This window comes from Roseovarius nubinhibens ISM, from assembly GCF_000152625.1.
Classification (GTDB): Bacteria; Pseudomonadota; Alphaproteobacteria; order Rhodobacterales; family Rhodobacteraceae; genus Roseovarius; species Roseovarius nubinhibens.
The window spans coordinates 1,484,131-1,497,949 of record NZ_CH724156.1; the positions used below are offsets into that span (position 1 = coordinate 1,484,131).

At 63.7% G+C, this 13,819-nt stretch carries 14 protein-coding genes; 10 read left to right on the forward strand and 4 right to left on the reverse strand.

What is annotated here, in order from left to right; translation table 11 throughout:
• Window positions 1–119: 119 nt before the first annotated feature.
• From ISM_RS07185 to ISM_RS07210, 6 genes are all read left to right on the forward strand, one after another.
• Window positions 120–1,151 (forward strand): TRAP transporter substrate-binding protein, encoded by a 1,032-nt coding sequence (locus ISM_RS07185; RefSeq protein ID WP_040617933.1) that lies wholly within the window; start codon window positions 120–122, stop codon window positions 1,149–1,151.
• A gap of 94 nt (window positions 1,152–1,245) precedes the next feature.
• Window positions 1,246–1,761 carry a TRAP transporter small permease subunit gene (locus ISM_RS07190; protein WP_050754124.1) on the forward strand — a complete coding sequence of 172 codons (516 nt, stop codon included), beginning with the start codon at window positions 1,246–1,248 and terminating at the stop codon, window positions 1,759–1,761.
• Between the two features lie 20 nt (window positions 1,762–1,781).
• On the forward strand, window positions 1,782–3,113 hold the full coding sequence (locus ISM_RS07195) for a TRAP transporter large permease (protein ID WP_254655660.1): 1,332 nt from the start codon (window positions 1,782–1,784) through the stop codon (window positions 3,111–3,113).
• Between the two features lie 96 nt (window positions 3,114–3,209).
• Window positions 3,210–3,734: a gamma carbonic anhydrase family protein gene (locus ISM_RS07200; protein WP_009813475.1), complete on the forward strand. Its 525-nt coding sequence runs from the start codon at window positions 3,210–3,212 to the stop codon at window positions 3,732–3,734.
• Between the two features lie 93 nt (window positions 3,735–3,827).
• Entirely contained in the window at window positions 3,828–4,457 is a 630-nt protein-coding gene (locus ISM_RS07205) for a ribonuclease HII (protein WP_009813476.1), read from the forward strand.
• A 90-nt stretch (window positions 4,458–4,547) separates the two neighbouring features.
• Window positions 4,548–5,663, forward strand: coding sequence for a site-specific DNA-methyltransferase (locus ISM_RS07210; RefSeq protein ID WP_009813477.1), 1,116 nt, complete (start codon window positions 4,548–4,550; stop codon window positions 5,661–5,663).
• 338 nt (window positions 5,664–6,001) lie between these two features.
• Here ISM_RS07210 and ISM_RS07220 read toward each other — a convergent pair whose 3' ends face one another.
• A complete protein-coding gene (locus tag ISM_RS07220; protein WP_009813478.1) occupies window positions 6,002–6,424 on the reverse strand; it encodes a PACE efflux transporter in 423 nt (140 codons plus the stop codon).
• 153 nt (window positions 6,425–6,577) lie between these two features.
• Here ISM_RS07220 and ISM_RS07225 point away from each other — a divergent pair, with 153 nt between their 5' ends.
• On the forward strand, window positions 6,578–7,498 hold the full coding sequence (locus tag ISM_RS07225; RefSeq protein WP_009813479.1) for a LysR family transcriptional regulator: 921 nt from the start codon (window positions 6,578–6,580) through the stop codon (window positions 7,496–7,498).
• Window positions 7,499–7,503: 5 nt separating this feature from the next.
• Here the strand turns inward: ISM_RS07225 and ISM_RS07230 are convergent, their stop codons facing one another.
• Window positions 7,504–8,637 carry an alkane 1-monooxygenase gene (locus ISM_RS07230; protein ID WP_009813480.1) on the reverse strand — a complete coding sequence of 378 codons (1,134 nt, stop codon included), beginning with the start codon at window positions 8,635–8,637 and terminating at the stop codon, window positions 7,504–7,506.
• 39 nt (window positions 8,638–8,676) lie between these two features.
• Window positions 8,677–9,738 carry an A/G-specific adenine glycosylase gene (mutY, locus tag ISM_RS07235; RefSeq protein ID WP_009813481.1) on the reverse strand — a complete coding sequence of 354 codons (1,062 nt, stop codon included), beginning with the start codon at window positions 9,736–9,738 and terminating at the stop codon, window positions 8,677–8,679.
• 81 nt (window positions 9,739–9,819) lie between these two features.
• On the opposite strand from mutY, the gene ISM_RS07240 reads away from it, so the two are divergent.
• From ISM_RS07240 to ISM_RS07250, 3 genes are read left to right on the forward strand one after another with little or no spacing between them, the layout of a single operon-like run.
• Entirely contained in the window at window positions 9,820–10,326 is a 507-nt protein-coding gene (locus ISM_RS07240) for a DUF721 domain-containing protein (protein WP_009813482.1), read from the forward strand.
• 16 nt (window positions 10,327–10,342) lie between these two features.
• Entirely contained in the window at window positions 10,343–11,338 is a 996-nt protein-coding gene (locus ISM_RS18515) for a DsbA family protein (protein ID WP_009813483.1), read from the forward strand.
• Window positions 11,335–12,441 (forward strand): CaiB/BaiF CoA transferase family protein, encoded by a 1,107-nt coding sequence (locus tag ISM_RS07250; protein ID WP_009813484.1) that lies wholly within the window; start codon window positions 11,335–11,337, stop codon window positions 12,439–12,441. The genes ISM_RS18515 and ISM_RS07250 overlap by 4 nt, the downstream gene beginning before the upstream one ends.
• A gap of 96 nt (window positions 12,442–12,537) precedes the next feature.
• Here ISM_RS07250 and ISM_RS07255 read toward each other — a convergent pair whose 3' ends face one another.
• Complete coding sequence (locus tag ISM_RS07255; protein WP_009813485.1) at window positions 12,538–13,791, reverse strand: aminotransferase class V-fold PLP-dependent enzyme; 1,254 nt, start codon at window positions 13,789–13,791, stop codon at window positions 12,538–12,540.
• Between the last annotated feature and the right edge of the window lie 28 nt (window positions 13,792–13,819).

Genomic DNA, 13,819 nt, shown 5'->3' on the forward strand with positions numbered 1-13,819 from the left:
CTGCCGCGCCCCAATCGGACGAAAAAGGAAACCAACCGGGTCTCGGCCACTGCTTGGCCGATCCCATTCTCAGTCTCTTCAAACATAGAGGCAACTCAAGTCATCAAAGGGAGGAACCTATGACTTTCAAACCCCTAACGGCGGGTGTATCCGCCATTGCCATCTCTTTCGCAGCCACTGCGGGACAGGCGGAAACCATTGATATGCAGGCCTATGTGCCGCAATCCCTGCCGGTGCTCGGCACCGCGGGTGTTGACCTCGGCGAGCGGGTGGCCCGGCTCACCGGGGGCGAGGTGGAGATCGTCTATCATGATCCGGGGGCCTTGGTGCCGTCGAATGAAATCTGGGACTCGGTGTCGACCGGCGCGATCTCGGCCGGTTGGTTCACCCCCGGCTCGGCGCAGAATGTGATCCCCGCAGCGCCGCTGTTCACCGCCTTTCCCTTTGGCCCCGATGCGGTCGAATACACCGCCTGGTGGTATGAGGGTGGCGGCGAAGAGCTTTGGGCCGAATTGTCGGCGCCGTTCAACATCCATTCCGAGCTCTGCGCCGTGCTCGCACCCGAGGCCTCGGGCTGGTTCTCGAAAGAGATCAACTCGCCGGAGGATCTGGTCGGGCTCAAGATGCGGATCTTTGGCCTCGGCGCGAATGTGCTCGAGAAACTCGGGGCGCAGGCGCAATCCCTCGGCACGGGCGACACGATCACCGGGCTCAACCTCGGCACGCTCGACGCCGCCGAGATCAGCTTTCCGGCGCTCGATCTTCAGCTTGGGATGAACGAGCACGCCTCGCATTACTATTTCCCCGGCTGGCATCAGCAATCGTCGCTGATCACCTTCATCATCAACCAGGATGTCTGGGACGGTCTCGAAGAGACCGAGCGCGCGGCCATCGAAGAGGTCTGCGCCGCCAATGTGGTCAAATCCATCGCGCAGGGCGAATCCATTCAGCTCGGCCCGCTCGAAGAGCTCAAGGCGCAGGGCACGACGATCCACCAGTGGTCGGACGAGATGCTGGCCGCCTTCCAAGGGGGCTGGGACGAGGTTCTGGCCGAGCGGTCACAGGATGCCGATTTCGCCCGTGTCTGGAAGAGCGTGTCGGAGTTCCGGACGCGCTATGCCGAATGGGCGACGCTTGGCTACATCGACTGAATTCAGCTCGACCGCCTGAATTTTGTCCCGACGGGGGGCGTGATGCCCCTCGTACCATCCAGAAAGGTCAAACATGCTTAGATTAGCGCACATCATGGAGCGCATCTGCACCTATGCCGCACGTGTGGCTGGGCTGTTGCTCTTCGCTCTGACGGCGGTGATCCTCTACGAGATCATCGGACGACAATTCTACAACACGAACTCGGTGGCCCTGGGGGAGCTGCAATGGCACCTTCACGGGATCATCGCCCTGCTGGGATTTGGCTACGCCTACACCCGCGACGCCCATGTCCGGATTGACCTCGTCTCGCAGAATTTCAGCCAGCCCTTCCGCATGAAGTTGGAAATCCTCGGGATCATCCTGTTTCTGACCCCGTTCATGATCCTGATCATTCAGCACGGGTCAGATTTTGCCTACCGCTCCTACATCCGTTCTGAGGGCTCGAACGGCGGGCTCGGGCTTGATCATCGCTTCATCATTAAATCGATCATTCCTATCTCGGCGATCCTCGCCTTGATGGGCGCGTATTCTGTTGTGTTGCGTATGATCGTCGTCCTTCGCGGCAACCTGAAGGACCCCTACGAGAGTAAAGAGTTATGGAAATCCTGATCGAACTACTTCCGGGGCTCATGTTCGGGGCCCTTGTCATCGGGCTGTTCAGCGGCCTTCCAGTCGCCGTTGTGTTAGGGGGCATTACAATCGCCTTTGCGATGATTGCAATTGCCCTCGGAGAGATGCGGCTTGTGCAAATCTCGCTCATTCCGAACCGGATCTATGGCGGCTCTATCGAGAACCAGGTTCTGGTGGCCGCGCCAATGTTCATCTTTATGGGCGTGGTCCTCGAGAAAAGCCGGATCGCCGAAGATCTTCTCGTCACCTTGCAAAAACTCATGAGCTCGGTGCCCGGTGGGCTGGCTCTGGCGGTGACGGCGATGGGCACGATCCTCGCGGCGGCGACCGGCATTGTCGGGGCCTCTGTCGTCATGCTCACCTTCATGGCGCTGCCGACCATGCTCAAACGCGGCTATTCCCCGGAACTGGCCAGCGGCACCATCGCCTCGGCCGGGACACTCGGCATTTTGATCCCGCCGTCGGTCATGCTGGTGTTCATGGGGGATATCCTGTCGATCAACCTCGCGCGGCTGTTCGTGGCGGCGCTGATGCCGGGGCTTCTCTTGGCGGCGATCTACATGATCTATATCGTCGTCTCGACCCTCTTGAACCCCAAGAAGGCACCGCCCTCGCCGCCCTTGAGCGAGGCGGAAAAGGCCGGGCTCTGGAAAGAGGCGGCGCTGTCTTTCGCGCTTCCTTGCGTCTTGATCCTCGCGGTGCTCGGCTCGATCCTTGGCGGCATTGCCACCCCCACCGAAGCGGCGGGCATCGGCGCCTTTGGCGCGATCCTTCTTGGCGTGCTGCGCGGGCGGCTCAACCTCACCACATTGGCCGAGGCGACCGATGGCTCGATCCGCACGCTGGCGATGCTCTTTTTCATCTTCATGGCGGCGACTGCCTTTGCCTATGTGTTCCGTCTCAACGGCGGCGAGCATTTCATCGTCTCGCTCGCGGAGAGCCTGAACATGGGCGATTGGGGCATTCTTGCGATGCTCATGCTGATGATCTTTATCCTCGGCTTCTTTTTCGACTGGGTGGAGATCACGCTCATCATGCTGCCCATCGTGTCGCCGATCGTCGGGCTGATGGATCTGGGAGAACATGTCGCCAAGACCGACCTGATCTATTGGTTCGCCGTGCTGATGGCGGTGAACCTGCAGACTTCGTTCCTGACGCCGCCCTTCGGCTTTGCGCTGTTCTTTTTGAAAGGCGCGGCGGGGGATCTCGTCACCATTGGGCAGATCTACCGGGGCATCATCCCCTTTGTGCTGCTCCAGATCGGCGTGCTGGCCCTGATCACCTGGCAGCCCTGGATCGTGATGTGGCTGCCCAACACGCTGTTGCAATAGCGGCCTCTCCGCATGGCTTGCCCCCCGCGCGCCTCGGCTGTGCCGGGTCAGGGGGGCAAGCGCCCTCAAAGCCCTCTCACCTTAGGAAAGACTGACATGACGATATACGCACTCAAAGACACAGCGCCGCAGCTTGCCGAGGATGTCTGGATCGCGCCGAGCGCCGAGTTGATCGGGAAGATCGTGCTGGAAGAGAAAACCAGCATCTGGTTCGGGGCGATCCTGCGCGGCGACAATGAAGAGATCGTCGTCGGCGCCGGGTCGAACCTGCAAGAGCAGGTCATGTGCCACACCGACCCGGGCTATCCGCTCCGGATCGGGGCCAATTGCACCATCGGCCACAAGGCCATGCTGCACGGCTGCACGATTGGCGAAAATTCCCTGGTCGGCATGGGGGCCACGGTGCTCAACGGGGCGCAGATCGGCAAGAACTGCCTGATCGGCGCTGGCGCGCTCGTGCCGGAGGGCCGGATCATCCCCGACGGCAGCCTCGTCGTCGGCGTGCCGGGCAAGGTCATCCGCGAACTCGACACAGCGGCCATCGACGGCCTCAAGGCCTCCGCCCTCAGCTATCAACGCAACGCCGCGCGGTTCCGCGAGGAGCTGAGGCGGCTGGGGTGAGGGGGCGCGCGTTCCCGTTTTTCTGGGTCAGCCTTTAGGCCACATGTCGGCAAAATTCTTTGCAATGCGCGGGGGGCTGTGATTTCTGGCGGCATGGGACCGGATTACAGATTTGAAGATGAGGCTATCGCGCAAGGGTTTGGCGTGGTGGCCGGGGTGGATGAGGTTGGGCGCGGGCCGTTGGCCGGGCCGGTGACGGCGGCGGCGGTGGTGCTGGATCCGGCGCGCATCCCGGCGGGGCTCAACGATTCCAAGGCGCTAACTCCGAAGCGGCGCGAGGCGCTCTTTGATGAGATCGCCGCGGTGGCGCATGTCTCGATCGCCCATGCCAGCGTCGAGGAAATCGACGAGATCAACATCTTGCGCGCCTCGCATCTGGCGATGGAGCGGGCGGTGGCGGGGCTGCCGGTCGCGGCGGGGTTCGCGCTTGTTGATGGCAATCTCTTGCCGCGCGATCTGCGCATCCCGGCGCGGGCGGTGATCAAGGGCGACGCATTATCTTTGTCGATTTCGGCGGCCTCAATTATGGCCAAAATATGTCGCGACCGGATCATGTGGGATTTGGCGCAACACTATCCGGGTTATGGCTGGGAGACCAACGCCGGATATCCGTCGAAAAGCCACAAGGAGGCGCTCCGAAATCTTGGTGTGACCCCTCATCATAGGCGTTCGTTCAAACCCGTCCACAATATCTTGTATCAAGACAATTTTGTAAGTGATTGATTCAAAAAGAATTTGACCGCGAATCAGCTTTGACTCATCCTTGTCCTCAATGACCAGAGCGCACAAAGCGCCGGCAACGAGGCAGTACAGATGACGACGAAAACCAAAGCAAAGAGCGCGCAAGCGCTCCCTCTCAACACGATTCTTTCCGGGGATTGCATCGAGGTGATGAATTCCCTGCCGGAGGCGTCGGTCGACCTGATTTTCGCTGATCCCCCTTATAATCTTCAGCTCAAGGGCGAGCTGCACCGGCCCGACAACAGCCAGGTGGATGCGGTCGACGATGCTTGGGACCAGTTTTCGTCCTTTGCCGCCTATGACAAATTCACCACCGAATGGCTGCGCGCCGCGCGCCGCCTGCTCAAGCCGAATGGCGCGATCTGGGTGATCGGGTCCTACCACAACATCTTCCGGGTTGGCGCGTCGCTGCAGAACGAAGGGTTTTGGATCCTCAATGATGTGGTCTGGCGCAAGTCGAACCCGATGCCGAATTTCCGTGGCAAGCGGCTCACCAATGCCCATGAGACGATGATCTGGGCGAGCAAGGAAGAGGGTGGCAAATACACCTTCAACTATGAGGCGCTCAAATCGCTCAATGAAGGGATCCAGATGCGCAGCGATTGGGTGCTGCCGATCTGCACCGGGCATGAGCGGCTCAAGGATGCCAATGGCGACAAGGCGCATCCGACGCAAAAACCCGAGAGCCTGTTGCACCGTATTCTGGTCGGGTCGACCAATCCCGGTGATGTGGTGCTCGACCCGTTCTTTGGCACTGGCACGACCGGCGCCGTGGCCAAGATGCTCGGCCGCGATTACATCGGGATCGAGCGCGAGGCGGCCTATCGCGAGGTGGCCGAGAAGCGGCTCGCGAAAGTGCGCAAATATGACCGCGAGGCGCTACAGGTGAGCCAGTCGAAACGGGCCGAGCCGCGCGTGCCCTTTGGTCAGCTCATCGAGCGGGGCATGCTGCGCCCGGGCGAGAACCTCTATTCGATGAACCTGCGCCACAAGGCCAAGGTGCGCGCCGATGGCACGCTCATCGGGGATGATATCAAGGGTTCGATCCATCAGGTCGGGGCCGCGCTCGAAGGCGCGCCGAGTTGCAATGGCTGGACCTACTGGTGCATCAAGCGCGATGGCAAACAGGTGCCGATCGACGTGTTCCGCCAGCAGATCCGCGCCGAGATGGCCGATCGCCCGAACTGAGCGACACCCCACACAAGAATACCAAGAACACCGCCGGTGCCTGTGGCCTGACACATGGCACTACCAACTGGCCCCGCCTCGATGGCGGGGCTTTTTTGTTCTGGGGTGTTGTTGAGGGCGGGGCCCGTCCGCGGGGGGGGCGTTCGGGACCTGGGGTGGGGCAGTTTATCTGGCCGCGTCACGCTGTGGCGGCCTTGGGGTGGGACGGGGTCAAAGCGCCCGCCCGGGGGGCGGACGGGCGCTGCCCGGGCCGCGAGGCGGCTGATCCGGACATTGAGTGACCTCGCGCGGGGTGGATCGCCGTACCTCGGCACGGCGAGGCGCGGCTTTTGGTGGGCTCAGGCCGTCTGGCTGGGGATCGGGAAGATCACGTCATAGAGCCAGTTAAAGACGAAGGCGAAGACGAGGTAGAACACCACAAAGGCCGCGTCCATGACGAGGGCGGTCCAGAGCGTGACGCCGAGCTGCCAGGCGATGAAGGGCACAAAGGCCAGCAACAGCCCCAGCTCGAAGAGGATGGCGTGCAGGACGCGGATCGTCAGCGTTTTCTGAACCGAGCCGCGCAGGCGGAGCATGGCCCGATCAAAGAGCAGGTTGTAGAGATAGTTCCACGCCATCGCGATGGTCGCGCAGACCACGGCGACGAGCCCCATGTCATGCAGCGGCTGGTCAAAGAGCCAGGCGCCGAGCGGCGCGCTCAGCGCGAGGCCGAAGAGCTCGAACAGGATGGCGTGGCGGATACGGTCGTTGCGGGTGCGCATGGCAGATCTCCTGTCACTCGGGCCGTCCCGAATCTAAAAACCCCGGGTTGCATGGGGCGGAGGTCGTCCTCGCATGGCGGGAATATATGTCTTGACGCGCGCAAGACAAGCCCGCGCGTGACGCGGGCCGCGCGGTCCTATACATCTCGGCCCATGACCCGGTTTTCCAACATCAACACGCTTTTGGCCTTTGTCACCGTGGCCCGCGAGGGCAGCGTGTCGCGGGCGGCGGAGCTGCTCAACCTGACCCAGCCGGCGGTGAGCCAACAGCTTCGGCGGCTCAGCGAGGAGGTTGGTCTGCCGCTGTTCGAGCGCGAGGCGGCGGGGCTGCGGCTCACCGGGGATGGCGCGGCGCTCTTGCCCAAGGCGGAGCAGGTGATCGAAGCGATGGGGGCCTTTCGGCAGGCGGCCTGTCAGCGGTCGGATGTGGTGACCGGGCCGCTCCGGATCGGGACGATCATCGACCCGGAATTCATCCGGCTGGGGCAGCTCTTGGGGCGGATGCGGGCCGAGTTTCCGGGCATCGAGACCGAGCTCTCGCATGGGATCAGCGGCGAGATCATGGCGCGGCTCTTGCGGGGGCAGATCGACGCGGGCTTTGTCCTTGGCCCGCCGGGAGACGAGGCGGGGGCGATGGTGGATGAGACGGTGCATCTGGTGACGCTGGCCGCGTTTTCCTATCGCGTGGTGGCGCCGGCGGGCTGGCAGGCGCAGGTCGAGACGGCGGACTGGCCGGCGCTCGCGGCACTGCCCTGGATCGGCACGCCCGAGATGTCGGCGCATTATCAGCTCTTGCGGCGGATTTTCGAGGCGCGCGGTCTTGAACAGAATGTCGTGGCCCGGGTCGATCAGGAGGCGTCGATGATGGAGATGGTGCGTTCGGGCGTCGGGCTCAGCCTGTGCCGCGATGCGATCGCTCTCTATCAAAAGCAATCCTATGGCGTGGCGCTGGCGGGGCGGGTCGCGGTGCCGGCCTGTCTCTATCTGGCGCTGCCGGCGCGGCAAATCGACAGCCCGGTGATGGCGGCGCTTCTCGGCCTCATGCGCGGCATCTGGCAGTTGCCGCGCGCTTAGCGCTCTTAGCGGGGCGGCGGGTTCGTCGCCTTGTTATAGGGTTTCCAGTCGCTGATTTCCGGGTAGTACATCTGCCGCCAGCGGCGCACCCGCGGGTTCATGCTGCGCCGCCAGAGCGGCGGCACCATCGCCACCATAGTCATCATCGGATAGCCATGCGGCAGCTGCGGCGCCTCGCTTGCGGCATAGTTTTGCAACAGCGGAAAGCGGCGGTCGGGCTTGTAATGATGGTCCGAATGGCGCTGCAGGTTGATCAAGAGCCAGTTCGACGCCTTATGCGCGGCGTTCCAGCTGTGACGCGGTTTGACATGTTCATAGCGGCCATCGCCCAGATGTTTCCGGGTCAGCCCGTAATGTTCGATGTAATTGACCAGCTCGAGCTGCCAGATGGCGACGAAGGCCTGCCACAGGAAGAGCCCGAGCCCGACCCAGCCGCCGAGGCCGATGGCCAGAAGCAGCAGATAGGCCTGCAGCCCCCAGTAGCGCAGGAACGGGTTCGACCGATGCCACCAGCCGTGGCCGCGCCGCGCCAGCATCGCCTGTTCCGCGCCGAGCGCCGAGGCATAGCATTCGCGCAGCACGCGCGGGAAGAAGCGGTGAAACCCCTCGTTATAGCGCGCGGTCACCGGGTCGCGGGGTGTGGCCACATAGCGGTGATGCACCAGAAGATGTTCCGAGCGGAAATGCGAATAGAGCACCATGGCGAGCAAAGCGTCGCCAAGGAATCGCTCGCCGCGCGGGCGCTGATGCATGAGCTCGTGGCTGTAGTTGATCCCCACCGTGCCGGTGATCACGCCGACGCCAAAAAAGAGCACGATCTTTTCCAGCGCGCTCAGGTGATCGGCCCCCGAGACATACCAGATCATCCAGAACAGCAGGATGAACTGCACCGGCGGCCAGATCAGCGTGATGGCGCGATACCATGTCAGCGCGTCTTCGGGCGTGTCGGGATCGGCGTTCTCGAGGTTGAGCCCGGTGAGCGCGTCGAGAAAGGAAAAGAGATACCAGGTCGCCAGCGGCAAGAGCACCACGGTCCAGCCCCCGGCCATGGCCCCCCAGAGCGCCAGCGGTACGAGCGCCAGCGACGACCAGAAGGGCAGGGCAGCGTGGAACTGTTGGCGGAGCGGGGTCACGGACATGGGCAACTCTCGGGCAAATAATCGCTGTCGCGGGCCACGTTACAGCATTTCGCGCAATCTGCCATGGGCGAGGTCATGGACTTTGCGCATGACGGTGGGGAGGCTCGCCGGGCGGTAGCTGTGGCGCGGGTGGAACGCGCCGCGCCGGGGGGCGGCATTGCCGCCGACCTGCGCCACCATGATGCGCAGGCGCAGGTGGAAATGGGTGAAGGTGTGGCGCGCCTCTTCACCGAGATCCTGCCACTCGGCCTCGAGCGGCGGATCGGGCTCCGGCGTCTCGGACCAGTCGGAGCCGGGAAAGCCGAGCATACCGCCCAAGAGGCCCTTGTCGGGGCGGGTTTCGAGCAGGATCGCGCCATCGTCGCGTTGCGCCACATAGGCGATGCCGAGCCGCGTGGGTTTCGGCTTTTTCGGGCTTTTGCGGGGCAGATCGGCCATGGTCCCCGCCGCGCGGGCGGCGCAGGGGGCGCGCCAGGGGCAGATGCCGCAGGCCGGGCTGCGCGGGGTGCAGATCGTCGCGCCGAGATCCATCACCGCCTGGGCATAATCGCCGGGGCGGGTCTGCGGCGTCAGCGCATCGGCGAGCGCGGTCAGCGCCGGTTTTGCCTCGGGCAGCGGCGTGTGCAGATCGTGGAGCCGCGCCATCACCCGTTCGACATTGCCGTCGACCACGGTTTCCGGCAGGTCATAAGCGATGGCCGAGATCGCCGCCGAGGTATAGGGGCCGATGCCGGGCAGCGCCTGCAGGCCGGCGCGGGTCTGCGGAAAACGCCCGCCATGATCGGCGACCACAGCCCGCGCGCATTTGAGCAGGTTGCGGGCGCGCGCGTAATAGCCGAGCCCCGCCCATTCGGCCATGACATCGGCATCCTCGGCCGCGGCCAGCGCCGCCACATCGGGCCAGAGCGTGGTGAACCTCTCGAAATAGGATTTCACGGCGGCGACGGTCGTTTGCTGCAGCATGATCTCGGAGAGCCAGATGCGATAGGGATCGGGGCGCACCCCTGCGGAGCGGTCGGCGGGCGACACCCGCCATGGCAGATCGCGGGCATGGGCATCATACCAGTCGAGCAGATCCCCCGGCTGAGCGGTTTCACGCATGTTTGACCTCGGCTTTGTCACTATGGGGTGGCACCCCTGCGGTTCTTGCCTAGTATATGGCCCGAGATCAGGGGAGCGTCCATGACCGGAGGCAAATCGACCACACGCGGGTTCAAACGGACCTCGACGCTGTTGCAGGCGCGTATACAGCGCGCCTCGGAAAGCCGTGGCTTTGCCCAATCGCGCCTCCTGACCCGCTGGGCCGAGATCGCTGGCGAAGAGGTGGCGCGGATCGCGCGGCCTGTCGAAGTGTCCTATGGGCGGCAAGGGTTTGGCGCGACGCTGACCCTGCTGACCACCGGGGCGCAGGCGCCGATGCTCGAGATGCAAAAAGAGCAGCTTCGCGAGAAGGTCAACGCGGTCTATGGCTATAACGCCATTGCCCGCATCCGCATCACCCAGACCGCGCCCACCGGCTTTGCCGAGGGGCAGGTCGCCTTTGAGCCCGCCCCCAAGCCCGACAAGCCGCAGCCCGGACCGGAGCAGCGCGCAGAAGCGGCGACATTGGTGGGCGAGATCGGTGACAGCGCCCTCAAACAGGCGCTGGACGCGCTGGGGGCCAATATCCTATCCAAACGCAAAACGTGATCCGAAAGGGATTTTCATGAACAAGACGAGCGCAATCGGGGCAACCGCCCTTGTTATCGGGCTGGGCGCTGCCTTTGTCGGCGGCACGAACGGAGTGGCACAGGCCGCTGAAGAGGTGAGCAGCACAAGTGAAGCGACCGCTGAAGCAACGGCTGAGACCTCGACGGAAAGCACCGTCGAGGCGGTGACCGGCGCGGTGGTTGAGGCCGCAGAGAGCGCGACCGAGACCGTGACCGAAGCCGCCAGCGAGGCCGCCGAGGCGGCGGGCGACGCGGTGGAGAGCGCCGTAGAGGCAGTGACCGGGACCGAGGCGGAGGCCACGACAGAGGAAGCTGCGACCGAAGAGGCGGCGTCCGAAGAAGCGACCACAGAGGGTGCCACCGCCGAGGCAGAGGCGAGCGCAGAGGCCAGCACTGAGGCGAGCACAGAGGCCAGCACCGAGACCGAAGCCACCGCCACGGCGGACGAGGCCGAGACCGATGAGAACGGCATCGTCGAAATGGTGCTTGGCAATGAAGACGCCAAGGTGACGGTGATGGAATACGCCTCCTTCACCTGCCCGCATTGCGCCAGCTTCCACGAAAACCAGTTCAAGCAGCTCAAGGCCGATTACATCGACACCGGCAAGATCCGTTTCGTCTATCGGGACGTCTATTTCGACCGCTACGGTCTCTGGGCCGCGATGGTCGCGCGCTGTGAAGGGCCGTCGAAATTCTTTGGCATTTCCAATCTTCTCTACGAGCAGCAGCGCGAGTGGATGGACACGCAAGACCCGGTCAAGACCTCGGAGAACCTGCGCCGTCTGGGCCGGATTGCCGGGCTTGATGGCGACAAGCTCACCGCCTGTCTCGAAGATGAGGACAAGGCGCGGGCGCTGGTGTCCTGGTGGCAGGAAAACAGCGAGGCGGATGACATCAGCTCGACCCCGACGCTGCTCATCAATGGCGAGTCGCATGGCAACATGAACTATGCCGACCTCAAAGAGCTCATCGAGGCGGAGCTGGCCGAATGACCAGCCCGCTGGATGGTTTGAAAGTCATTGAACTGGCACGCATTCTGGCCGGCCCCTGGGCCGGTCAGACGCTGTCGGATCTGGGCGCGGATGTGATCAAGGTCGAGAGCCCGGCGGGGGATGACACCCGCAATTGGGGCCCGCCCTTTATCGAGCGTGAGGACGACCGCAGCGCCGCCTATTTCCACGGCTGCAACCGGGGCAAGACCAGCGTTGCGGTGGATTTCCGCACCGAAGAGGGCCAGGCTCAGGTCCGCGAGATGGTCCGCGACGCCGATATTCTCATCGAGAATTTCAAGGTCGGCGGGCTCGAGAAATACGGGCTCGACTATGCCAGCCTGCGCGAAATCAACCCGCGGCTGATCTATTGTTCGATCACCGGCTTTGGGCAGGATGGGCCTTATGCGCATCGTGCGGGCTATGATTACATCATTCAGGGCATGTCTGGGCTGATGTCGATCACCGGCGATCCGGCGGGGCAGCCGCAGAAGGTTGGCGTGGCGATCACCGATGTCTTTACCGGGGTCTATGCCACCACCGCGATCCTTGCCGCGCTGCATCAGCGTGAGCGCACCGGCGAGGGGCAACAGATCGATATGGCGCTGCTCGATGTGGCGGTGGCGGTCACGGCCAATCAGGCGATGAACTACCTGTCCACCGGCGATGCGCCGCAGCGGATGGGCAATTATCATCCCAACCTGTCGCCCTATCAGGTGTTCGACTGCTCGGACGGGCATATCATCATCGCCACCGGAAATGACCCGCAATATCAACGGCTTTGCGACCTTTTGGGCCTGCCCGAGCTGGCGCAGGCGCCGGAATACCTCACCAATGCCGACCGGGTGAAGAACCGCGAGGCGCTGACCGCGCGGCTCAATGCCGCCTCGGCGCGCTATAGCAAGGCGGCGCTTCTGGCGGCCTGCGAGGCGCAGGGCGTGCCGGCGGGGCCGATCAACGATATGGACGAGGTGTTTGCCGACCCGCAAGTGCAGGCCCGTGGCATGCGCATCGACCCCGAAGGGGTGCCCGGCGTGCGGGCGCCGATGAGCTTTTCGGCGGCCGAGCTCAAGCTCGACCGGGCGTCGCCGAAGCTCGGCAAATAACAGAGACTAATTCAGCCGAAAACGTGCAAAAAAGGGGCGGGAGGACCGCCCCTTTTCATATGTTCGGTATCGCGTCGGTAAAGCGACGGTATCGCGTCAGTCCAGCAAATCCTTGATCACCGAGAGCAGCTGGGCCACTTCGGCCTCGGTGTTGTAGTGGCAGAGCGAGATGCGGATCGCGTCGGGCAGGCCGAGCGGGTCGAGCACATTGCCGCTGTAATGGTCGGCCTTGCGGGTGTGGGTGCGAATGCCGTTCTCGTTGAGCCGGGTCACCACCTCGGGCGAGGGGATGCCGTCGATGGCGATGCAGACCAGCCCTTCGCGGGCGGCGTTGTCGGCGCCGCCGATGATCGTCACGCGCTCCATCTCGGCGAGGCCGGGCAGGTTGCCGGTGCCGTGGATCATCGCGTTGGTGAGATGGGTTTCATAGTCGTGGATGGCGCGGCCGGCGGCCTCGATCCGGGCGCGGGGGTCGGTCTCGTCCGAGACCTCGCCGCCGAGCCAGTCGAAATAGGCCACCACATCGGACATGGTCGCATAGGAGCCGGTGTCGCGGGTGCCGAACTCCCACCCCGTGGCGGGCGCGTCGATCAGCATGTCATGCGGCATGGTCGACAGCCGATCGGAAATCCAGGCGATGCCATAGCCGTGACGGGCAAAGACCTTGTAGGGCGAGATCGCATAGCCATCGACGCCATAGCTGTCGATGTCGAGCTGACCATGGGCGGCGTGTTGAATGCCGTCGACGATGATGATCGCCTCGGGGGCCACATCGCGGATCGCGGCGGCGATACCGGCCACATCCATGCCCATGCCGGTGACCGGCGAGGCGTGCAGGATGGTGGCGACGCGCACGTCGGGGGTCAGGTGTTCGCGATAGGCCTCGGCGGTGACGATGCCAGTGGCGTCATCATGGGGCACGTTGACATAGTCGAGACCGGCAATCTCGGCCCAGCGCCGGGCGGCGCTGCGCGAGGCGGGGTGTTCGATGGAGGAGCCGATGATCTTGGCGCCTTTGGGCGCGTTGACACAGGCGGTGCGGATCATCCGAAACAAAAGCTCGGTGCCGGATTCGCCGGCAAAGAACTGACCCGAAGAGGTGTTCATCAGCACCGACATATCGGCGCGGGCGCGGTTGATCACATCGACGAGCGCGTGGCTTGCCGGGTTGTCGCGGCCCTGGTTGTCGGGGATGGCGGCAAAGCGTGCCGACGTGTCCACCACCGATTTGAGGGTCAGCGCCCCGCCGGCGTTTTCAAAAAAGACGCGCGGGCCCTGAAACGGGCAGCTGTCGACATGGGCAAAGCGATCGCGGATCGCGGCAAGAAGCTCGGGGCGGGTCTGGATCATTCGGTACACCATTGTATGCAATGAAGGT